At 70.0% G+C, this 20,481-nt stretch carries 20 protein-coding genes; 12 read left to right on the forward strand and 8 right to left on the reverse strand.

Translation table 11 applies throughout. From position 1 onward, the window contains the following. Positions 1-140: 140 nt before the first annotated feature. The 3 genes from ACP4E5_RS17450 to ACP4E5_RS17460 all read left to right on the forward strand — a co-directional run bounded on the left by ACP4E5_RS17450 (position 141) and on the right by ACP4E5_RS17460 (position 2,083). On the forward strand, positions 141-374 hold the full coding sequence (locus tag ACP4E5_RS17450) for a hypothetical protein (RefSeq protein WP_425829707.1): 234 nt from the start codon (positions 141-143) through the stop codon (positions 372-374). A 136-nt stretch (positions 375-510) separates the two neighbouring features. Then, positions 511-1,101 (forward strand): N-acetylmuramoyl-L-alanine amidase, encoded by a 591-nt coding sequence (locus ACP4E5_RS17455; RefSeq protein WP_425829709.1) that lies wholly within the window; start codon positions 511-513, stop codon positions 1,099-1,101. A 52-nt stretch (positions 1,102-1,153) separates the two neighbouring features. Further along, entirely contained in the window at positions 1,154-2,083 is a 930-nt protein-coding gene (locus tag ACP4E5_RS17460; RefSeq protein ID WP_425829711.1) for a 1-aminocyclopropane-1-carboxylate deaminase/D-cysteine desulfhydrase, read from the forward strand. Here ACP4E5_RS17460 and ACP4E5_RS17465 read toward each other — a convergent pair. Then, entirely contained in the window at positions 2,062-3,660 is a 1,599-nt protein-coding gene (locus ACP4E5_RS17465; protein WP_425829713.1) for a Na+/H+ antiporter, read from the reverse strand. The two genes, ACP4E5_RS17460 and ACP4E5_RS17465, sit on opposite strands and share 22 nt — an antisense overlap. Positions 3,661-3,711: 51 nt before the next feature. Between ACP4E5_RS17465 and ACP4E5_RS17470 the strand changes: the two genes are divergently transcribed. The 3 genes from ACP4E5_RS17470 to ACP4E5_RS17480 all read left to right on the forward strand — a co-directional run bounded on the left by ACP4E5_RS17470 (position 3,712) and on the right by ACP4E5_RS17480 (position 5,691). After that, positions 3,712-3,972, forward strand: coding sequence for a UBP-type zinc finger domain-containing protein (locus ACP4E5_RS17470; RefSeq protein WP_425829715.1), 261 nt, complete (start codon positions 3,712-3,714; stop codon positions 3,970-3,972). Positions 3,973-4,237: 265 nt separating this feature from the next. Beyond that, positions 4,238-4,651, forward strand: a complete 414-nt coding sequence (locus ACP4E5_RS17475) for an ATP-binding protein (protein ID WP_266713954.1) — start codon at positions 4,238-4,240, stop codon at positions 4,649-4,651. Further along, entirely contained in the window at positions 4,648-5,691 is a 1,044-nt protein-coding gene (locus ACP4E5_RS17480; protein ID WP_425829717.1) for an RNA polymerase sigma factor SigF, read from the forward strand. Before ACP4E5_RS17475 ends, ACP4E5_RS17480 begins: the two co-directional genes overlap by 4 nt. Positions 5,692-5,767: 76 nt before the next feature. On the opposite strand, the gene ACP4E5_RS17485 is transcribed toward ACP4E5_RS17480, so the two are convergent. Beyond that, positions 5,768-6,211: a hypothetical protein gene (locus tag ACP4E5_RS17485; protein WP_425829719.1), complete on the reverse strand. Its 444-nt coding sequence runs from the start codon at positions 6,209-6,211 to the stop codon at positions 5,768-5,770. Positions 6,212-6,350: 139 nt separating this feature from the next. Between ACP4E5_RS17485 and ACP4E5_RS17490 the strand changes: the two genes are divergently transcribed. Further along, the gene (locus ACP4E5_RS17490; protein WP_425829721.1) at positions 6,351-7,319 is read left to right on the forward strand and encodes a diacylglycerol/lipid kinase family protein; all 969 of its coding nucleotides are present in this window, start codon (positions 6,351-6,353) and stop codon (positions 7,317-7,319) included. A 320-nt stretch (positions 7,320-7,639) separates the two neighbouring features. Beyond that, the gene (locus ACP4E5_RS17495; protein ID WP_016639615.1) at positions 7,640-7,897 is read left to right on the forward strand and encodes a WhiB family transcriptional regulator; all 258 of its coding nucleotides are present in this window, start codon (positions 7,640-7,642) and stop codon (positions 7,895-7,897) included. Between the two features lie 219 nt (positions 7,898-8,116). On the opposite strand, the gene ACP4E5_RS17500 is transcribed toward ACP4E5_RS17495, so the two are convergent. Beyond that, on the reverse strand, positions 8,117-9,583 hold the full coding sequence (locus tag ACP4E5_RS17500) for a sensor histidine kinase (RefSeq protein ID WP_425841427.1): 1,467 nt from the start codon (positions 9,581-9,583) through the stop codon (positions 8,117-8,119). Positions 9,584-9,926: 343 nt separating this feature from the next. After that, positions 9,927-10,991: an SIS domain-containing protein gene (locus tag ACP4E5_RS17505; RefSeq protein ID WP_425829727.1), complete on the reverse strand. Its 1,065-nt coding sequence runs from the start codon at positions 10,989-10,991 to the stop codon at positions 9,927-9,929. A gap of 224 nt (positions 10,992-11,215) precedes the next feature. Here ACP4E5_RS17505 and nagB point away from each other — a divergent pair, with 224 nt between their 5' ends. Next, a complete protein-coding gene (gene nagB, locus ACP4E5_RS17510; protein WP_425829729.1) occupies positions 11,216-12,001 on the forward strand; it encodes a glucosamine-6-phosphate deaminase in 786 nt (261 codons plus the stop codon). A gap of 128 nt (positions 12,002-12,129) precedes the next feature. On the opposite strand, the gene ACP4E5_RS17515 is transcribed toward nagB, so the two are convergent. The 4 genes from ACP4E5_RS17515 to ACP4E5_RS17530 form a co-directional block, all read right to left on the reverse strand. After that, entirely contained in the window at positions 12,130-13,623 is a 1,494-nt protein-coding gene (locus ACP4E5_RS17515; RefSeq protein WP_425829730.1) for a glycoside hydrolase family 3 protein, read from the reverse strand. Positions 13,624-13,632: 9 nt separating this feature from the next. Continuing rightward, positions 13,633-14,463, reverse strand: a complete 831-nt coding sequence (locus tag ACP4E5_RS17520) for a carbohydrate ABC transporter permease (protein ID WP_425829732.1) — start codon at positions 14,461-14,463, stop codon at positions 13,633-13,635. Beyond that, positions 14,460-15,452 carry a carbohydrate ABC transporter permease gene (locus ACP4E5_RS17525; RefSeq protein ID WP_425829734.1) on the reverse strand — a complete coding sequence of 331 codons (993 nt, stop codon included), beginning with the start codon at positions 15,450-15,452 and terminating at the stop codon, positions 14,460-14,462. Before ACP4E5_RS17525 ends, ACP4E5_RS17520 begins: the two co-directional genes overlap by 4 nt. A gap of 80 nt (positions 15,453-15,532) precedes the next feature. Next, entirely contained in the window at positions 15,533-16,810 is a 1,278-nt protein-coding gene (locus ACP4E5_RS17530) for an extracellular solute-binding protein (protein WP_425829736.1), read from the reverse strand. Between the two features lie 385 nt (positions 16,811-17,195). Here ACP4E5_RS17530 and ACP4E5_RS17535 point away from each other — a divergent pair, with 385 nt between their 5' ends. The 3 genes from ACP4E5_RS17535 (at position 17,196) to ACP4E5_RS17545 (ending at position 20,401) form a co-directional block, all read left to right on the forward strand. Continuing rightward, the gene (locus ACP4E5_RS17535; protein WP_425829738.1) at positions 17,196-17,960 is read left to right on the forward strand and encodes a GntR family transcriptional regulator; all 765 of its coding nucleotides are present in this window, start codon (positions 17,196-17,198) and stop codon (positions 17,958-17,960) included. Positions 17,961-18,087: 127 nt separating this feature from the next. Beyond that, positions 18,088-20,229 carry a carbon starvation CstA family protein gene (locus ACP4E5_RS17540; protein WP_425829740.1) on the forward strand — a complete coding sequence of 714 codons (2,142 nt, stop codon included), beginning with the start codon at positions 18,088-18,090 and terminating at the stop codon, positions 20,227-20,229. Further along, positions 20,198-20,401 carry a YbdD/YjiX family protein gene (locus ACP4E5_RS17545; RefSeq protein WP_327661653.1) on the forward strand — a complete coding sequence of 68 codons (204 nt, stop codon included), beginning with the start codon at positions 20,198-20,200 and terminating at the stop codon, positions 20,399-20,401. The genes ACP4E5_RS17540 and ACP4E5_RS17545 overlap by 32 nt, the downstream gene beginning before the upstream one ends. Positions 20,402-20,481: the final 80 nt, after the last annotated feature.

A 20,481-nucleotide genomic window follows, 5' to 3' on the forward strand; every position in this document is an offset into this window, starting at 1 on the left:
CGGACGGGCGGGGCATTGGGTGGGCACTTCCGCACGCTCCCGGACCGAGTTCCGCCACCGGCCGGAACTCGAAGATCCCGGCGCGCGTTGGTCAGGAAACGGTAAAGACGAGAACGGCGAAGACGGGAAGGTTGATCACCATGGCGGGCTTCATGGACCGGGCCAAGGAGCAGGCGCAGCGCGGCCTGACGCAGGGCAAGCAGAAGCTGGACGAGGTGCAGGCGCAGCGTGCCGGCGGCGACCTGCTGAAGCGACTGGGCGCGGCGTACTACGCGGAGCGCAAGGGCACCGGCAGCCCGGAGGCGACCCAGCAGGCGCTGCAGGCCCTCGAGTCGCACATCGCGGCGAACGGGGACGGCGCCCTGCGCGCCTGAGCGACCTGGCCGCCGACGCCGCGAACCTTGTGCACGTTATGCGAACAGTAGGTCGCTGAACGGCGGTTCCGGGTAAAAGCGAACCGTACGAGACGGTGCGCAGTCGGCGGCCGTCGCTCCCGCGAAGGAGGCGGCCGTGGCCCCACCCATGTCCGCAAACAGCTTCATCAAGGCCCTCAAGGACGAGGGCCTGACGGTGGTCGAAGTCGGCGACTGGCGGCATCACAACCGCAATCACATCGGCGACTGGGGCCCGTTGAACGGGGTGATGATCCATCACACCGCCACTTCCGGGAGCGCCAGCACGGTGCGCGTCTGCCGCGACGGCCACGCGAACCTGCCGGGCCCGCTGTGCCACGGGGTCATCACGAAGGACGGCCACGTCCACCTGGTCGGCTACGGCCGGGCGAACCACGCGGGCCTGGGCGACGACGACGTGCTGCGCGCGGTGATCGCGGAGAAGGCCCTGCCGCACGACAACGAGGCGAACACCGACGGCAACAGCCGCTTCTACGGCTTCGAGTGCGAGAACCTCGGCGACGGGGAGGACCCCTGGCCCGCCGCCCAGTTGGAGGCCATCGAGCGGGCCGCCGCGGCGGTCTGCCGCCACCACGGCTGGACCGAGCGCTCGGTTATCGGCCACCTGGAGTGGCAGCCGGGGAAGGTCGACCCCAAGGGCTTCACCATGGCGTCCATGCGCAAGCGCATCGGGGACCGGCTCAAGTAGCCGCCCACCGTCGAGCAGGCGGGAACTCGGCCGGGTGGCCGACAATGGCCGGGTGTCCCGCCCCACCGCCTCCGGCTTGCGCCCGCGCCTCCCGTCTCCTCTCGTGGAGGTCGACGACGAGCGCTTCGGGCGCCACGGCGTGCGGCTGCTGCTCAAGCGGGACGACCTGATCCACCCGGACCTGATCGGCAACAAGTGGCGCAAGCTCGCGCCGAACATCAACGCGGCGGCGGCGCGGGGCCGCGCGATCGTCACCTTCGGAGGGGCGTACTCGAACCACCTGCGGGCCACGGCCGCGGCGGGCCGCCTCCTGGGCCTGCCCACCATCGGCGTCGTCCGCGGCCAGGAGCTCGCCGACCGCCCGCTCAACCCGTCCCTGTCGCGCTGCGCGGCCGACGGGATGCGCCTGCATTTCGTCGACAGGTCGACGTACCGACGCAAGACCGATCCGGACGTGCTGGCCGGGCTGCTCGACGCCGCTGACGCCGGGGACGCGTACGTGGTGCCCGAGGGCGGCAGCAACTCCCTCGCCGTTCAGGGCTGTACGGACCTCGGCCGGGAGCTGCGCGGCCACGCGGATGTCGTCGCGCTGGCCTGCGGCACGGGCGGCACCCTCGCGGGCCTCGCCGCCGGGCTCTCCCCCGAGCAGCGCGCCGTGGGCGTCGCCGTCCTCAAGGGCGGGTTCCTGGACGCCGACGTGCGCGCCCTGCAAGAGGCCGCGTTCGGCGGCCCGCGGGGCTCCTGGCGCGTGGAGGACCGATTCCATTTCGGCGGCTACGCGCGCGTGCCCGCTGAACTCGCGGCGTTCGCCGAGGACTTCGAGGCCCGCCACGGCGTGCCCGTGGAGCGCCTCTACGTGGCCAAGGCGCTGTACGCTCTCGTCGCCCTCGCACAGGAGGGCGCGTTCCCGCGCGGCACGACGCTCGCCGCGGTGATCACGGGCGCCCCGTTCGAGGACGCTCAGTCGTCGACCTCCCGATAGGCGGCGGCCTCCTCCAGGTCGAGCTTGCGGAGCAGCGTCCGCAGCATCTCGTCGTCGATCCGCCGCTCGTCCCGCATCCGTACGAAGACCTCGCGCTCGGCCGCGATCGCCTCCCGCGCGAGCCTGCGATACGTGTCGTCGGCGGACTCACCGGTCACCGGGTTGGCCTGCCCGAGCCGCTCCCACACCGAGTTGCGGCGCCGCTCCAGAACGGTCTGGAGACGGTCCTGGAGCGGTGTGGGCAGGCAGTTGCGCTCGTCCCGCATCAGCTCCTCCACGCGCTCCTCCGCGGCCACGGAGGCGGCGTTCTGCGCCTGGGCCTCGGCGAGCGTCTCGGCCTGCGTGTCCCGGCCCGGGAGCTTGAGGAGCTTGATGAGCGGCGGCAGCGTGAGGCCCTGGACGACGAGCGTGCCGATGACCGTCGTAAAGGTCAGGAAGAGCACCAGGTTGCGCGAGGGGAACGGTTCCCCGTCCTCCGTGACCAGCGGAATGGAGAACGCGATGGCCAGCGACACCACGCCCCGCATGCCGGCCCAGCTCACGACCAGCGGCCGCTTCCAGTCCGTGTCGCTCTCTCGCGCACGGATGCGGGACGACAAGCACCACGGCAGATAGGTGGCCGGATACGACCACACGAAGCGGACCACGACCACGAAGACGAACACCCCGACCGCGTACCAGACGGCCTGCCACACGCTGTACTCGCCGAGCCCTTCGAGGACGAAGCGCAGCTGGAGGCCGATGAGCGCGAAGACCGCCGACTCCAGGATGAACGCGACCACCTTCCACACCGCGGTCTCCTGCAGCCGTGTCTCGAAATCGACCTGCCAGGAGCGGTGCCCCAGGTAGAGCGCCACGGTCACGACGGCGAGCACCCCGGACGCCCCCACTTGTTCCGCGACCGCGTACGCGACGAAGGGGATCAGCAGCGAGAGCGTGTTCTGCAACAGCGCTTCCTTCAGGTGCGTGCGCAACCAGTGCAGCGGCACCATCAGCAGCAGGCCCACGCCGACCCCGCCGACGGCCGCCACCAGGAACTCCTGGATCCCGCCCGCCCAGCTCGCGCCCTCTCCCACCGCTGCGGCGAGCGCCACCTTGTAGGCGGTGATCGCGGTCGCGTCGTTCACCAGGGACTCGCCCTGGAGGATCGTGGTGATCCGGGAGGGCAGCCCCACCCGACGGGCGATCGCCGTGGCCGCCACCGCGTCCGGCGGCGCGATCACCGCCCCCAGGACGAGCGCGGCCGTCAGCGGCAGGTCCGGGATCAGCTCGTACGCCAGCCAGCCCACCGCGAGCGTGGCGAACAGGACGTAGCCCACGGAGAGCAGCGCGACGGGCCTGATGTTCGCCCGCAGGTCCAGGTAAGAGCTCTCCAGGGCGGCGGTGTGCAGCAGCGGGGGCAGGATCAGCGGCAGCACGATGTGCGGGTCGAGGACGTACTGCGGGACCCACGGCACGTAGGACGCGATCAGGCCGACGGCGACCAGGAGGAGCGGTGCGGGGACGGGCGTCCTGCGCGCCGCCCCCGCCACTGCCGCGCTAGCGGCGATCAGACCCACCAGAGGCAATACGTCCATGACCCGCCTTCCACCGCCCTGCTCGGCGCCGCCCGTCGTAACCTGGCCATCATGAACGAGTGCTCGCACATCGCCGCGCTGCCGCACCCCGAGCCCGCACCTCTGAGCGAGACCTGCCTGGAGTGCCTGGCCGTCGGCAGTCACCCTGTGCAACTACGGCTGTGTCTGGACTGCGGTCACGTCGGGTGCTGCGACTCGTCCCCGTACAAGCACGCGACGGCCCACCATGCCGAGACGGGCCATCCGGTGATGCGCACCTTCGAGCCTGGTGAGAGCTGGCGTTGGTGCTTTGTCGACTCGCTTCTCGTCTGACCCGGCGGATGCCCGGCCCCTCCGGGGTTCGATCCACTGACGCCTGGGTACGTCAAACCGGCGCCCGCTCTTTCCAATTGGGCCCGCACGCCCTCTAGCCACTGTCCGTACCCGTAGGCTTACTATGAGTGACAGCAGTGGGCCAGGGGTCCCCGGGACAGGAAAGTCGGGCGCGCGGTAGCGTCACCGCAGATATAAGTGGCGCATCAGCCGGGGGACGACACCTCCGGGGCCCGAAAGTGCTTGTACCACCTTGGAGGTGAGGGTGTCCCAGATCGCAGGCGACCCCGGAAATCAGGACTTCGTGGAAGTCCGACTCCCGGCTGCGGGTGCCTACCTGTCGGTGCTGCGTACGGCGACGGCCGGCCTCGCAGCGCGTTTGGACTTCACCCTCGACGAGATCGAGGACCTGCGCATCGCTGTCGACGAAGCCTGCGCGATCCTGCTTCAGCAGGCCGTCGCGGGCTCCGTGCTCAGCTGCGTGTTCCGGCTGGTCGACGACTCCTTGGAGGTGACGGTCTCCGCGCCGACGACCGACGGCCGGGCTCCCGAGCGCGACACCTTCGCGTGGACGGTGTTGTCGGCCCTCGCGGGCCAGGTCGACTCCACGGTGGCCGAGGACAAGACCGTCTCCATCAGCCTCTACAAGAAGCGCGGCGCGGGCCCCGGCCCGACGTGAGGAACGGGGACGGTCCGGTGCGGGACGACAAGCGCGGCACACGGGATCTCCCGGCCGACGGCACGGGCGGGATGCGGCGGCCGACCACCGGCATCCCCGAGCAGCAGGCCCTGCCACACCCAGAGGACGCTGCGGACACGGCGGATCCGGCGGCCGACGCGGCACAGCAGGCAGCGCCGACCCAGGGGGCCGTACCTCGCGGGGGCTCAGGGGGATCGGACGCGCGACGGGCGGGATTGATGAGCGACCACGAGCGACACGGTGAGCGGCACGGCCGGCACGATCCGACGGACCGCAGCGGCGCGCGGGCGATGTTCATCGAGCTGCGCACCCTGAAGGACGGCAGCCCCGAGTACGCGGAGCTGCGCAATCAGCTCGTCCGCATGCACCTGCCGCTCGTCGAGCATCTGGCGCGCCGCTTCCGCAATCGCGGCGAGCCCCTGGACGACCTCACCCAGGTCGCGACGATCGGCCTGATCAAGTCGGTCGACCGTTTCGACCCCGAGCGCGGCGTGGAGTTCTCCACGTACGCGACGCCGACGGTGGTCGGTGAGATCAAGCGGCACTTCCGCGACAAGGGCTGGGCCGTGCGCGTACCGCGCCGCCTCCAGGAGCTGCGCCTGGCTCTGACGACGGCGACCGCGGAGCTGTCCCAGCTGAACGGCCGCTCCCCCACGGTCCATGAGCTGGCGGAGAAGCTGGCCATCTCCGAGGAGGAGGTCCTGGAGGGCCTGGAGTCGGCCAACGCGTACTCCACGCTGTCCCTGGACGTCCCGGACACGGACGACGAGTCCCCGGCGGTCGCGGACACGCTGGGCTCCGAGGACGAGGCGCTGGAGGGCGTCGAGTACCGCGAGTCCCTCAAGCCGCTCCTGGAGGACCTGCCGCCGCGCGAGAAGCGCATCTTGCTGCTGCGGTTCTTCGGGAACATGACGCAGTCGCAGATCGCCCAGGAGGTCGGCATCTCTCAGATGCACGTCTCCCGCCTGCTGGCCCGCACGCTGGCCCAGCTCCGGGACCGGCTCCTCGTCGAGGAGTGACCCACGTACGCACACGAGAAGGCGCCCGCCGCGGATCCGCGGCGGGCGCCTTCTCGTGTGCACTAAGAGTGACGGGCTACTGGGAGGACCCCGGCGTACGGATGCCCAACGCGCGCGTGGTCTCGGGATTGACGAGCAGCACCAGCGAGGCGATCGCCACGGCGGCGAGCGCGATGCCGCCCCCGATGGCCATGCTGTCGGCCTGCAGCAGCGTGTAGGCGACCGGCAGCGCCATGATCTGCGTGATGATCGCGGGGCCGCGGCTCCAGCGCTTGCGGGCGAGCAGTCCGCGCGCGGCGAACAGCGGCAGCAGCGCGAGGACGATGAGCGTGACACCGCCGGTGGCGGCCTGCTCCGGGTTGTCCGGGTGCCCGGCAAGGCCGGCGACCAGCATGGAGGCACCGCCCACGGCGAGCGCGAGCCCTTCGAGCCCGGCCAGGGCCGCGGCGGCGGTCAGCCGACCGGGTCGCGGGCCGTCTTCTTCGACAGGTTCGGGGGCGGGGTTCTGCTCTGAGGTCACCTTTGCAGAGTAGCCGCCCGCCGGCGCCGCCCCGAAGCCCGGACCCCGCGCGCGAAGCCCGCGCGGAAAGTGTGTGGACCCGCGCCCGAGGCCCACCTCGGTCTGGGCGCGATCAAGGGCGCTGGGTACGCTGCCTTGCATGCGTGCACTTCTCGTGGTCAATCCGGCGGCAACCACCACCAGCGCGCGCACGCGTGACGTGCTGATCCACGCCTTGGCGAGCGAGATGAAGCTCGAGGCCGTCACCACCGAGTACCGGGGCCACGCGCGCGACCTCGGCCGGCAGGCCGCGGAGAGCAAGGACATCGAGCTGGTCGTCGCCCTCGGCGGCGACGGCACGGTCAACGAGGTCGTGAACGGCCTGCTGCACCACGGCCCCGACCTCGACCGGCTGCCCGGCCTCGCCGTCGTCCCGGGCGGCTCCACGAACGTCTTCGCGCGCGCCCTCGGCCTGCCGAACCACCCCGTGGAGGCCACAGGGCAGCTCCTGGACGCCCTGCGCGAGGGCCGGCGGCGCACGGTGGGCCTCGGCCTCGCCACGGGCACCGCGGGCACGGAGGACGAGGGCGTGCCGTCCCGCTGGTTCACGTTCGCCTCGGGCCTCGGCTTCGACGCGGGCGTGGTGGGCCGGGTGGAGCAACAGCGGGAGCGCGGCAAGCGTTCGACGCATGCCCTGTACGTGCGACAGGTGGTGCGCCAGTTCCTCGGCGAGGCGGACCGCCGGCACGGCACGATCACGCTCGAACGGCCGGGCGAGGATCCGGTCACGGATCTCGTCGTCTCCATAGTCAGCAACACGTCGCCGTGGTCCTTCCTGGGCAACCGGCCGCTGTATCCGACGCCCCAGGCGTCCTTCGACACCGGCCTTGACGTGCTGGGACTCAAGAAACTCTCGACTCCCGCGGTGGCCCGCTACGGGACCCAGCTGCTCGCCTCGACGCCCGAGCGCGGTCCGCACGGAAAGAACGCGGTCACGCTCCACGACCTGACGGACTTCACCTTGCATTCGAAGGCGCCTCTGCCCCTTCAGATGGACGGTGACCACCTGGGACTGCGGACCAGCGTGACGTTCACAGGCGTACGCCGTGCACTGCGTGTGATTGTGTGAGTGGAAGGGACTAAAGTCCTTCATCTCGAACGTTTGGGCCAGCATCCACCCCATGGAAGTACGGCTGTGACCTAGCCGACACCGAGGAATCAAAAAAAACTTTCCGGAAGGGGTTGTATCCGTCGCCGAGGTTTGCGAATCTCTACATGGCGCTCGGGACGGCCCGAAACATCGGCCCCACAGAGAGCCCGAATCCCCTCCTCAAAGCAACGGACATCCGTCGCAGATGTGACGTTCGTCCGGTTCACTTGTTGAGGGATTCGTGAAAGCGTTCACATTCACAAGCAACTTGCACGTAATACCAAGGAGAGGTAGCAGCCATGGACTGGCGTCACAACGCCGTTTGCCGCGAGGAAGACCCCGAGCTCTTCTTCCCCATCGGCAACACCGGTCCTGCGCTGCTGCAGATCGAGGAAGCCAAGGCCGTCTGCCGCCGCTGCCCCGTCATGGAGCAGTGCCTGCAGTGGGCGCTCGAGTCCGGCCAGGACTCCGGCGTCTGGGGTGGCCTCAGCGAGGACGAGCGCCGCGCGATGAAGCGCCGCGCCGCTCGCAACCGGGCCCGTCAGGCCTCCGCCTGATCCCCACCCCGTATCGAGCCTGAGCCCGGCGGCGCGTACATCGCGTACGCATCTCCCGCCCCCGAGCCGCAGCGCGCAGTACCCCCCGATGCTCCCCCAGGCTCAGCCCGGGACATGACCCGAGCAACGCGAGCAGTGAGCCCCGGACCGTATGACGGTCCGGGGCTCACTGCTGTTCGGGCACCGCCGTTCGGGCCCGGGCGTTCGCGCCGCGTACGGCTATTTGCTGCTGCGTACGGGGATGTCGAGGATGACCTGCGTGCCGCGCTCCGGTGCGGGCACCATGTCGAACGTTCCGCCCAACTCGCCCTCCACCAACGTGCGTACGATCTGCAGGCCCAGGTTCCCGGCGCGCTTGGGGTCGAAGTTCTCGGGCAGGCCGACGCCGTCGTCCTGGACGGTGACCAGGAGTCGGGCCTCCTTGCTGGTGCCGCCGCGCACGGCCGAGACCTCGACGGTGCCGGTGTCGCCCTGCCGGAAGCCGTGCTCCAGCGCGTTCTGCAGCACCTCGGTGAGGACCATGGACAGCGGGGTCGCGACCTCGGCGTCCAGGATGCCGAAGTGGCCGGTGCGCCGGGCCGCCACCTGACCCGGTGAGATCTCCGCCACCATGGCGAGCACCCGGTCGGCGATCTCGTCGAACTCCACGCGCTCGTCCAGGTTCTGGGAGAGCGTCTCGTGCACGATCGCGATGGAGCCGACCCGGCGGACCGCCTCCTCCAGCGCCTCGCGTCCCCGGTCGGAGCCGATGCGGCGGGCCTGGAGGCGGAGCAGGGCGGCGACCGTCTGGAGGTTGTTCTTCACCCGGTGGTGGATCTCCCGGATGGTCGCGTCCTTGGTGATCAACTCGCGTTCGCGGCGACGCAGTTCGGTGACGTCGCGCAGCAGGACCAGCGAACCGATCCGCGCGCCCTTGGGCTTGAGCGGGATCGCCCGCAGTTGGATCGAGCCCTCTTCGCCCTCGATCTCGAACTCGCGCGGCGCCCATCCGCTGGCGACCTTGGCGAGCGCCTCGTCCACCGGGCCGCGCGACGGGGCGAGTTCGGCCGTCGTCGTGCCGAGGTGGTGGCCGACCAGATCGGCCTGGAAGCCCAACCGGTGGTACGCGGACAGGGCGTTGGGCGAGGCGTACTGGACCACGCCGTCCGCGTCGAGCCGGATCAGGCCGTCGCCCGCGCGCGGGGAGGCGTCCATGTCGACCTGCTGGTCCGGGAACGGGAAGGTGCCGGCCGCGATCATCTGCGCGAGGTCGGAGGCCGACTGGAGATAGGTCAGCTCCAGGCGCGAGGGCGTCCGGACGGTCAGCAGGTTGGTGTTGCGCGCGATGACGCCGAGGACGCGGCCCTCCCTGCGTACGGGGATGGACTCCACCCGCACCGGGACCTCCTCGCGCCACTCGGGGTCGCCCTCGCGCACGATGCGCCCCTCGTCGAGCGCGACGTCCAGCATGGGGCGGCGCCCGCGCGGGACCAGATGGCCGACCATGTCGTCCTGGTAGGACGTGGGTCCGGTGTTGGGCCGCATCTGGGCGACGGAGACGTATCGCGTCCCGTCGTGGGTGGGAACCCACAGGACGAGGTCGGCGAAGGAGAGGTCGGAGAGCAACTGCCACTCCGAGACCAGCAGATGGAGCCACTCGAGATCGGAGTCACCGAGGGCGGTGTGCTGGCGGACGAGATCGTTCATGGAGGGCACGGGCCGAGCTTAACCGGCGGGGTGCGGGGGGCCGAAAAGACCGACGGGCCGCGGCGCCGGGGGTCGGGACCCTCAGCCCTTTCCCTGGCACCGCAGCCCTTCAGGTGCACCGGCTTCCAGGTGTGCGGTTCCCGGCTGCCGATCGAGGATCCGACGCGGTCAGGGCAGAGAGCGTCGGGTCCTCTGTCCGTCCTCCTGTGCGGGGAGGGCGGAAGCTTCAGTTACGCATTGTGGACTAGACCATTCTCCCATGTCTATGCGTCGGCAGAGGTTTGTTGTCGTCTGTTTCTCCGACGATCACGCCACCTGAGCCCCACGCGCCCCAAGACAGGTCCTAGCGGGTCTCCGTCACCTTCGCGAGGGCGCGCGGGGCATCGGGGTCCTGGCCACGGGCGATGGTCACCTCGTACGCGAGGAGCTGGAGCGGGAGGATCTCCAGGACCGGCTGCACCTCCTCCGCCACCCCGGCGGTCGGCAGGACGAATCCGGCGGAGGCGCGGGCCACCTGGGCTTCGGGGCCGACCACCATCAGATCGGCCCCGCGCCCGCGGAGCCGGTCGAGGACGGGTTGCAGGGCGTCCCCGCCCCGGCCGTCGGTGACCACGGCGATCACCGGGGAGATGTTGTCGACCATGGCGAGGGGGCCGTGCAGCAGGTCGGCGCCGGAGTACGCGAGGGCCGGGATGTAGCTGGTCTCCATCAGCTTGAGGGCCGCTTCCTTGGCCGTCGGATAGCCGTAGCCGCGGGACGTGATCACCATGCGCCCGGCAAAGCGGTAGCGGGCGGCCAGGGCGCGGACCTCGTCCTGGCGTGCGAGGACCCGGGCCGCGTGGTCGGGCAGCACGCCGGCGGCCGCCCCGTCGCCGCCCCGCAGGCCCTCCACGAAGAGGTACAGGGCGAGCAGCGAGGCGGTGTACGTCTTCGTCGCGGGCAGCGCCTTCTCCGGTCCGGCCATGACGTCGATGTGGTGCTCGGAGACGGCGGCCAGCGGGGAGTCCGGGTTGTTGGTCACGGCGAGGGTGATCGCGCCGGCCTCGCGGGCGGCCTTCGTCGAGGCGACCAGGTCGGGCGAGCCGCCGGACTGACTGACCGTGACGACGAGGACGTCGCGCAGATCGGGGCGGGCGCCGTAGGCCGTCGTGGTGGACATCGAGGCGAGGCCGCAGGGCAGGCCGAGCCGGATCTCCAGCAGGTACTTGGCGTAGAGCGCGGCGTTGTCGGAGGTGCCGCGGGCGGTGAGCAGGACGAAGCGGGGGGCGCGGTCGGCGACCCGGCGGGCCACCTCCTGGATGCGCGGGGCTCCGGTGGCGAGGAGACGCCGGAGCACGTCGGGCTGTTCGTGCATCTCCCGCGTCATGATCCGACCGGGGCGCTCCGGGTCGGACGGAGTGGCGTTCATACGGGCACCTCCGGTGGGCGGACGGGGACCGGGCCGACACCCTCCACTGTGGCCGCAGGGGGCCCGCGCCGCCCACCGGACGCTTCGAGGTGCCGAGCCACAGCGCAGCGCCGAGCATGGACGAAGAGGTGTGGCGAAGGGCCTGACCGACAGGGTCGCGCTCTGTTAGATTGGTCTATACCACATGTCATCCCGTCTCCTCTGACCAGAACGGCAGGCCCAGCGTGGAAGTTGTGATCGTTCCGGACGCCAAGGCAGGTGGCGAGCTGATCGCCGAGGCCATGGCCCAGCTGCTGCGGCGCAAGCCCGACGCACTGCTCGGGGTGGCCACCGGCTCGACTCCGCTGCCCATCTACGAGGCGCTGGCGGCCCAGGTGAGCGCCGGTGCGGTCGACGCGTCGAAGGCGCGGATCGCCCAGCTCGACGAGTACGTGGGACTGCCGACCGGGCACCCCGAGTCGTACCGGGCGACGGTGCTGCGGCAGGTCGTCGAGCCGCTCGGGCTGAGCGAGGCGGCGTTCATGGGACCCGACGGCAGCGCCGCCGACGTGCAGGCCGCGTGCGAGGCGTACGACAGCGCGCTGGTCGAGGCCGGGGGCGTGGATCTTCAGCTGCTCGGCATCGGCACGGACGGGCACATCGGCTTCAACGAGCCGTGTTCCTCGCTCGCCTCGCGGACCCGCATCAAGACGCTGACCGAGCAGACCATCGCGGACAACGCGCGCTTCTTCGACGGGGACCTGAGCCAGGTGCCGCGGCATGTGATCACGCAGGGCATCGGGACGATCCTGGAGGCGCGGCACCTGGTGCTGCTCGCCACCGGTGAGGGCAAGGCGGACGCGGTGGCCGCGACCGTCGAGGGCCCGGTCGCCTCCGTGGTGCCGGCCTCCGCGCTGCAACTGCACCCGCACGCGACCGTCGTGGTCGACGAGGCGGCCGCGTCGAAGCTGAAGCTCGCGGACTACTTCCGCCACACGTACGCCAACAAGCCGGAGTGGCAGGGGCTGTAGGCCCCGCCCCTACGCGACGGTGCCGGTCACCCCGAGCGGGGTGACCGGCACCGTACTTTCAAGCCCCGCTCTTGGACGAGAGCCAGCGGGGTCCGGGGCAGAGCCCCGAGGCCTGGCCACGGGTGGCCTCAACCGCCGACGATCGCCTCCGCGGCAGCGACGCCGCAGACCCGCGCCGCACCATGCGTAGCGATATGCAGAGCACCACGCGGCGGCGCCTGCGGGACGCCCATCTCCACGACGACCGTGTCCGGGCGGACGGCCAGCAGGTCGTCCAGGGCCCGGGACATCCACGGATGCCGGTGCTCGTCGCGGACCACCGCCACCACTCGCCGCTCCCCCGCGGCAGCGAGTGCGGCGGTGCCCGCGTCGGCACCGGAGTAGGAGCCGGTGGTGGTGCCGGGCAGCAGGCGTTCGAGCTCGGCGGCCACGCCCCACGGAGTCTCGTCGCCGACCGCGATGTTGGCGACAGGCGTGAAGGCCGCGACATGTACGGGTCCCGAGGCCGGCGCGGCGCCGTCCCCCCGGGTCACCGTGACCGCGCGGCGCGCCGCGGCCAGTCCGACCTCGGGGTCACGACCGGCCGCCGCCCCGGTGCCCGAACGGCTGGACGCCGTCGCCCACTTCGACAGCGCGCGGACCCGCGCCGCCGCGTCCGCGAGCCGCTCCTCCGGGAGTTCACCGGAGCGCACCGCGCCCACCAGGGCGTCCCGCAGCCGCAGCACCGTGTCGTCGTCGGCGAGCCCGCCGCCCACACAGATCGCGTCGGCGCCCGCGGCGATGGCGAGGACGCTGCCGCGCTCGATGCCGTACGTGCCGGAGATGGCCTTCATCTCCATGCCGTCCGTGACGATCAGGCCCTCGTAGCCGAACTCCTCGCGCAGCAGCCCCGTGAGGATGCGGCGCGACAACGTTGCCGGGTACTCCGGGTCGAGCGCGGGCACCAGGATGTGCGCGCTCATCACGGCCCGCGAACCCGCCGCGATCGCCGCCCGGAACGGCTCGAGGTCGCGGGAGTGCAGCACGTCCAGATCGACGTCGATGCGCGGCACGTCGTGGTGCGAGTCGACCGCCGTGTCCCCGTGCCCCGGGAAGTGCTTCGTACAGGCGGCGACGCCGGCGGACTGGAGGCCCTCGACGTACGCGGCGGTGTGCCGGGCCACGAGCGAGGTGTCCGCGCCGAAGGAACGTACGCCGATCACCGGGTTGTCCGGGTTGGCGTTGACGTCCGCGGACGGCGCCCAGTTGAGGTTGACCCCGCACGCGGCGAGGCGGTGGCCGAGCTCGGAGGCGACGTCCCTCGTCAGCGCGGTGTCGTCGACCGCGCCGAGCGCGTGGTTGCCCGGGAAGGACGAGCCGGTGCGCACCTCGAGGCGGGTGACGTCGCCGCCCTCCTCGTCGATGGCGACCAGGACGTCGTCGCGCTCGGACCGCAGTTGGGCGGTGAGGGCGGCCAGTTGCTCGGGCGTCGCGATATTGCGGCCGAAGAGCCCGACCGAGGCGAGCCCCTCCCCCAGCCGCCTGAGCAGCCAGTCCGGCGCCGACGTGCCGGTGAACCCGGGCTGCAGGACGGTCAGGGCGTCACGCGTCAGAGTGTCGGTACCACGTGTCAATGTCGTCATCGGGGGGCGTTATCCCTTCACGGCGCCGGCGGTGAGGCCGCTGACGGCTTTGCGCTGGAGGTAGACGAAGAGGACGAGGATGGGCAGGGCGAACAGCGAGGACGCCGCCATCGTCGCACCCCAGTCGTCACCGAAGGCGGTGCGGAACTGCGAGATCCACAGCGGCAGCGTCTGCTTCTCGACGCTCTTGTTGAGGATCAGCACGAGCGGGAACTCGTTCCACGCGGTGATGAAGCCGAACAGCGAGGTGGCCATCAGGCCAGGCGCGAGCAGCGGGAAGATCACCTTGATGAAGGCCTGCGTGCGGGTGCAGCCGTCGACCATCGCGGACTCCTCCAACTCCTTGGGCACCGCGGCGACGTAGCCGCGCAGCGTCAGGATCGTGAAGGGCAGCACCATCATCGTGTAGAAGACGGTCAGCGGGACCAGGCTGTCGAGCATGTCGTTGTCGCGCACGATCATGTAGATCGAGATGACCATGACCTCCCACGGGGCCATCTGCGCGAGCATGAAGACGACGAGGAAGCCGCGCCGGCCCTTGAACCGCATCCGGGCGAGCGCGAAGGACGCGACCAGGGCGATGACCAGGGACATCGACACCGAAAGCAGCGTCACGGTGAGCGAGTTGCCCACCAGCGTCCAGAAGTGGTCGGCGTGCACGGCCCGGTCGAAGTGGTCGAACGTGATGTTCGTGGGGAACCAGACCGGGTTGTCCGTGAGGATGTCGTTGGTCGGCTTGAAGGCCGTGGCGAACATCCAGTAGACGGGGAACGCGAAGATCACGAAGAGGACGGTGGCGGTCGCGCCCGGCCACAGGCGTCCCAAGAGTGTGCGCCTCACAGCTCGGCCCCCTGTTCATCGTCTTGCTTGAGCACCATGCGCAGGTAGTACGAGGTGATGACCAGCAGCACCAGGATCGTCAGGAACGAGATGGCCGCGCCCATGCCGAAGTGCTGGTTGCCCATGCCCTCGACGAACGCGTAGATCGGCAGGGTCTCGGTGAGCCGGTCGGGGCCGCCCTCGTTCATCGCGAAGACCTGCGGGAACGCCTTGAACACCCAGATGACCTCGAGGAACGTCGTGGCCAGCAGGAAGGGCTTGAGGAACGGCCAGGTCACCGAGGTCCAGGAGGTCCAGGCGCCGGCGCCGTCCAGGGACGCGGCCTCGTACAGCTCCTTCGGGATCGTGGTGGTCGCCGCGTAGAGGTTGATGGCGACGAACGGGATCGACTGCCAGACGATCAGCAGGGTGATCACCGCGAAGGTGGAGAACTGGGTGTCGAGCCAGTTGTGGTCGGCCATCGAGTGCCAGCCGAGCTGGTTCAGGAGGCCGTTGACGACACCGAAGCGCTGGGCGAACAGCCACTGGAAGACGGTGGTGCCCGCGAGGAGCGGCATCGCCCAGGCGAGGACGAGGCCGAGCAGGAGCAGCAGCCGCATCCGCTTGCCGAGCCGCGCCAGCAGCAGGCCGACGAGGGTACCGAGCAGCATGATCAGCACCACGTTGGCGGCGGTGAAGATCACCGAGCGCACGACGACCCGCCAGAAGTCCGAACCGCCCAGGACCTCCGTGTAGTTGTCGAAGCCGTTCCACTCGGTGAGGTGGAGGATGAGCTGGCGCGGGTTGAGGTTCTGGAACGACAGCATGCCGTTCTTCACCAGCGGCCAGCCGAGCAGGATCAGCGTGGCCGCGAGCGCCGGAAGCAGCAGGAGGTAGGGGGCGGTGCCGCGGCTCCTCGCCGGTTTCGCCGGATCACGCGGGGGCGGCGCCTCGGACTTGCGGACACCGGTCGCCCCGGCCGTGTCCGTGCCTTCGGTCTGCACTGACATGACTCGCCATTTCTTCTGTGGCCGTACGGTCGAGCGCATCCGTGCCGGGGACGTGTCGAACGCCCCCGGCACGGCACGGCTCAGTTCTTCTGCGCGAGGCGCTTGTTGATCTCGCCCTCGACCGCCTTCGCGGCGGCGGCGGGCGACTTACCGTTCAGCACGGAGGTCATGTAGTTCTTGATCGGGTTCGGGGTGTTCTCCACCGCGGCCCACTCGGGGATCAGCGGCGTGGTGCCGCCGAACTCGGCGGCCGGGGCGGCGGCCTCGGCGACCTCGTTGCCCTTGAGGTTGCTCTCCAGGGACTTCTTGTTCGGGATGACGCCGTTCTCCTTGGCGAGGGCGCCCTCGAACTTGTCGCCCAGGGCCAGCTTCAAGAACTCCTTGGCGAGCTCCTGCTTCTTGCTGCCCGCGGCGACCGCGAAGTTCGAGCCGCCGAGGAAGACGCCCTCGGGCTTGTCGGCGCTCTCCCCCGGGATCGTGAAGTAGCCGATGTCCTTCTCGATCTTCTTGTTGGCGGCGACGGCCGTGCCGGCCTCCCAGCCCATGCCGATGAAGGCGCCGGTCTTGCCCTTGGCGAAGACCTCGGCCTGCTGCGGGGTGGCCTCGTCCTTGTCCTTGGGGGCCTTGGAGTACGCGGCGTACTTCTTGTAGATCTCCATCGCAGCGGAGACCTTGGGGTCGGCGAGGTTGGAGACGTACTTGTCGCCTTCCTTCTTCACCAGGTCGGCGCCCTGACCGATGGTCAGACCGTCGAAGAAGTACCAGTTCTGGCCGGGCAGATAGATCGGCTCGGCGTCGGTCTTCTTGTCGATGGCCGCGAGGTCCTTGAGGAACTCGTCGCGGGTCTTCGGGGTGTCCTTGATGCCGGCGTCGGCCCAGACCTTCTTGTTGTAGACGACGACGCGGTTGGCGAAGTACCACGGCGCGGCGTACTGCTTGCCCTCGTAGACCGACGACTTGGAGACGGACTCGGCCCAGTCCGAGCCGATCTCCTTCTTGAGGTCGCTCAGGTCGGCGAGGCCGCCCGTGGCCGCGTACGCCGGGGTCTGGGTGTTGCCGACCTCGATGACGTCCGGCGGAGTGGGCTCGGAGAGCGCGGTGGTGATCTTCTGCTGGATGCCGTCCCACTTCTGGGTCTCGAACTTCAGCTTCGCGCCGGTCTTCTTCTCGAAGGCGGCCTGCAGGTCCTTGGTCCACTTCGCCGGCGTGGAGCCGTCCATGGCCCAGACCGTCAGCGTCTGTCCCTTGAAGCTCTCGGGACCCGCCTTCTTGCCGTCGTCCTCGTTGTCGCCGCCGCACGCCGCGACCGAGACCAACACGCCCGCGACGCCGATGGCCGCAATGAGCTTGCGCTTCACGTCACCCTCCTCAGGGATGCCAGCAACCCCCCCACCCACAGCGGCGCATACGACGAGTAGTGCACGCGGGACTGGGACCTGATCTTTAATGGTGTAGACCAGTACGGGGAGCTTGGCCCAGACCAATAGGGCTGTCAAGGGTGGCCGAGAGAGGTCTCCGCGTCCGTTACCGGACCGACACCCGCCAGTCGGGGCACGGTCGTTGGGCCCGGCAACCAACTGCGGCGGGTGGACTAGACCAGACGGTCACCGGGCGGTATAAGAAGGGATCACGGTGCGTGCGAGAAGCCTCAAAGGGAGTCCCTCCGAGCGAGCCGTGCCACGATGTGAGCCGTGGCCGACGGGGACGTCGGCCACATCGGCACCGGAGCCGGGAAGGCGGAGCATGAGCACCGACGTCAGCAGTGCGGAGAACGAGAGCGGGGCGCCCGTCCGCACCGCACGCGTGCCCAAGTACTACCGCCTCAAGAAGCACCTGCTCGACATGACGGAGACGCTGCCGCCCGGCACCCCGGTCCCGCCCGAGCGCACGCTCGCCTCCGAGTTCGACACCTCCCGCACCACCGTCCGCCAGGCCCTTCAGGAGCTCGTCGTCGAGGGCCGGCTCGAGCGGATCCAGGGCAAGGGCACCTTCGTCGCGAAGCCGAAGGTCTCCCAGGCGCTCCAACTCACCTCGTACACCGAGGACATGAGGGCCCAGGGGCTCGAACCGACGTCCCAGCTGCTCGACATCGGCTACGTCACCGCCGACGACACGCTCGCGCACCTCCTCGACATCTCCGCCGGCGGCCGCGTGCTGCGCATCGAACGCCTTCGCCTCGCGAGCGGCGAGCCGATGGCGATCGAGACCACGCACCTGTCGGCGAAGCGCTTCCCCGCGCTGCGCCGCAGCCTCGCCAAGTACACCTCCCTCTACACGGCGCTCGCCGAGGTCTACGACGTGCACCTCGCCGAGGCCGAGGAGACCATCGAGACCTCCCTCGCGACACCCCGCGAGGCGGGCCTGCTCGGCACGGACGTGGGCCTGCCGATGCTGATGCTCTCCCGCCACTCGATCGACGGTTCGGGACAGCCGGTGGAGTGGGTGCGGTCGGTGTACCGCGGCGACCGCTACAAGTTCGTCGCGCGGCTGAAGCGGCCCGTCGACTGATCCCCTCCGCAGCCCCAACTCCCGCTCCCGATAACGGAGTAGACGCTTTCCCGCACGCGGTGTAGCGCAGCTCACATTCTCTGGCTTACGGTCCTCCCGTCGTCGCATGGACGGGGAGGACCCACCAGTGCGTACCGCTTCTCCAAGAACCGTGATCCTGTGGACCGTCGTCGCCCTCGTGGGCGCGGCCGGCTGGTCCGTACTCGCACTCTCCCGGGGCGAGAACGTCTCCGCCGCGTGGATGGTGGCCGCCGCCCTCGGGTCGTACGCCATCGCCTATCGCTTCTACGCGAAGTTCATCGCGAACAAGGTGCTGAAGGTCGACGGGAAACGGGCCACGCCCGCCGAGCGGCTGGGCAACGGAATGGACTTCCACCCGACCGACCGGCGGGTGCTGCTCGGCCACCACTTCGCGGCCATCGCGGGGGCCGGACCACTGGTCGGGCCGGTGCTCGCCGCGCAGATGGGGTATCTGCCGGGCACCATCTGGATCATCGTCGGCGTGATCTTCGCGGGCGCCGTCCAGGACATGGTCGTGCTGTTCTTCTCGACGCGGCGCGACGGGCGTTCGCTCGGGCAGATGGCGCGCGAGGAGATCGGCCCGTTCGGCGGGGCCGCCGCCCTGGTCGCCGCCTTCGCCATCATGATCATCCTGCTCGGGGTGCTCGCGCTCGTCGTGGTGAACGCGCTGGCGGAGTCGCCGTGGGGCACCTTCTCCATCGCGATGACCATCCCGATCGCGCTGCTCATGGGCTTCTATCTGCGGGTGCTGCGCCCCGGACGGGTGTCCGAGGTGTCGCTCATCGGCGTCGCGCTGCTGCTGATCGCGCTCATCGCGGGCCGCTGGGTCGCCGAGTCCTCATGGGCGGGCACCTTCACGCTCGCGCCGTCGACGCTCGTGATCTGGATGGTGATCTACGGCTTCGTCGCCTCGGTCCTGCCGGTGTGGATGCTGCTCGCGCCGCGCGACTACCTGTCGACGTATCTGAAGCTGGGCACCATCGGCCTGCTCGCCATCGGCGTCGTGGTCGCGCTGCCGACGCTGAAGATGGACGCGGTCACCGACTTCGCCTCGCGCGGCGACGGCCCGGTCTTCGCGGGCTCGCTGTTCCCCTTCGTCTTCATCACCATCGCGTGCGGCGCCCTGTCCGGATTCCACGCGCTGATCTCGTCGGGCACGACGCCGAAGATGATCCAGAAGGAGACGCAGGTCCGGATGATCGGCTACGGCTCCATGCTGATGGAGTCGGCAGTGGCGATCATGGCGCTCGTCGCCGCCTCGATCATCGACCCCGGGCTCTACTTCGCGATGAACGCGCCCGCCGGAGTCATCGGCGACAGCGTGCAGTCCGCGTCCCAGGCCGTGGCGGGCTTCGGGTACTCGATCTCGCCGGCCGACCTCGCGCAGGCCGCGCACCAGGTCGAGGAGGCGAGCCTGCTGTCCCGTACGGGCGGCGCCCCGACGCTCGCGGTCGGCGTCTCGGAGATCTTCTCGAAGGTGACCGGCGGCGGACTGCGTGCCTTCTGGTACCACTTCGCGATCATGTTCGAGGCGCTGTTCATCCTGACCGCGCTCGACGCGGGCACGCGCGTGGGCCGCTTCATGCTCCAGGACATGCTCGGCAACGTCTACAAGCCGTTCAAGAACATCAGCTGGAAGCCGGGGCTCCTGCTCACCAGCGCCGTCGTCGTCGGCCTGTGGGGCTACTTCCTGTGGGTCGGCGTGCACGAGCCGCTCGGCGGGATCAACCAGCTCTTCCCGATCTTCGGCATCTCCAACCAGCTGCTCGCGGCCGTCGCCCTCGCCGTCTGCACGACGCTGCTCGTGAAGTCGGGGCGGCTCAAGTGGGCCTGGATCACCGGGATCCCGCTGGTCTGGGACACCGTCGTGACGCTGACCGCCAGCTGGCAGAAGGTGTTCTCGTCCGACCCGCGCGTCGGCTTCTTCCAGCAGCGCTCGAACTACCAGGACGCCATCGACGCCGGGAAGGTCCTGCCGCCCGCGAAGACCATGGACGACATGCACACCGTGGTCACCAACTCCACGGTGGACGGCGTCCTTTCGGCCGCGCTCGCCCTCCTCGTCATCGTGGTGGTCCTCGACGCGCTGCGGGTATGCGTGAAGCACGTACGGAACCCGGAATCGTCGAAGCTGAGCGAGGCGCCGTACGTCGAGTCCACGCTGGTGGCACCGGCCGGGCTCGTCCCCACACAGGAGGAGAAGGCGGAGGCGCGCGATGCCGGCGTCGGCAGTGCTACGGGTGGCTAGGTATGTGCGGTGGTTCGTCCGGGAGTTGACGGACGAGAGCGCCTACGAGCGGTACGTGACGCACCTCGGGGAGACACACCCGGGCGCGTCCGTACCGTCCCGGCGCGACTTCGAGCGCATGCGGACGGACCGCCAGGAATCGGATCCGCGACAGGGGTTCCGCTGCTGCTGAGCGGCCCCCCGGACACGTCCGTTATCCGGACGGGGGTTCCATAGATCAAGACTCTCGCTTAGATTTCCCGCACGTTAAAC

This window comes from Streptomyces fractus (genome assembly GCF_049844455.1).
Lineage (GTDB): Bacteria > Actinomycetota > Actinomycetes > Streptomycetales > Streptomycetaceae > Streptomyces > Streptomyces fractus.

Excerpts from the sequence above, each read along its gene's own strand:
- ACP4E5_RS17450 (WP_425829707.1), top strand. The coding sequence starts at position 141 with ATGGCGGGCTTCATGGACCGGGCCAAGGAGCAGGCGCAGCGCGGCCTG.
- ACP4E5_RS17465 (WP_425829713.1), bottom strand. The coding sequence starts at position 3,660 with ATGGACGTATTGCCTCTGGTGGGTCTGATCGCCGCTAGCGCGGCAGTG.
- ACP4E5_RS17470 (WP_425829715.1), top strand. The coding sequence starts at position 3,712 with ATGAACGAGTGCTCGCACATCGCCGCGCTGCCGCACCCCGAGCCCGCA.
- ACP4E5_RS17490 (WP_425829721.1), top strand. The coding sequence starts at position 6,351 with ATGCGTGCACTTCTCGTGGTCAATCCGGCGGCAACCACCACCAGCGCG.
- ACP4E5_RS17495 (WP_016639615.1), top strand. The coding sequence starts at position 7,640 with ATGGACTGGCGTCACAACGCCGTTTGCCGCGAGGAAGACCCCGAGCTC.
- ACP4E5_RS17500 (WP_425841427.1), bottom strand. The coding sequence starts at position 9,583 with ATGAACGATCTCGTCCGCCAGCACACCGCCCTCGGTGACTCCGATCTC.
- ACP4E5_RS17505 (WP_425829727.1), bottom strand. The coding sequence starts at position 10,991 with ATGAACGCCACTCCGTCCGACCCGGAGCGCCCCGGTCGGATCATGACG.
- ACP4E5_RS17515 (WP_425829730.1), bottom strand. The coding sequence starts at position 13,623 with ATGACGACATTGACACGTGGTACCGACACTCTGACGCGTGACGCCCTG.
- ACP4E5_RS17525 (WP_425829734.1), bottom strand. The coding sequence starts at position 15,452 with ATGTCAGTGCAGACCGAAGGCACGGACACGGCCGGGGCGACCGGTGTC.
- ACP4E5_RS17535 (WP_425829738.1), top strand. The coding sequence starts at position 17,196 with ATGAGCACCGACGTCAGCAGTGCGGAGAACGAGAGCGGGGCGCCCGTC.
- ACP4E5_RS17545 (WP_327661653.1), top strand. The coding sequence starts at position 20,198 with ATGCCGGCGTCGGCAGTGCTACGGGTGGCTAGGTATGTGCGGTGGTTC.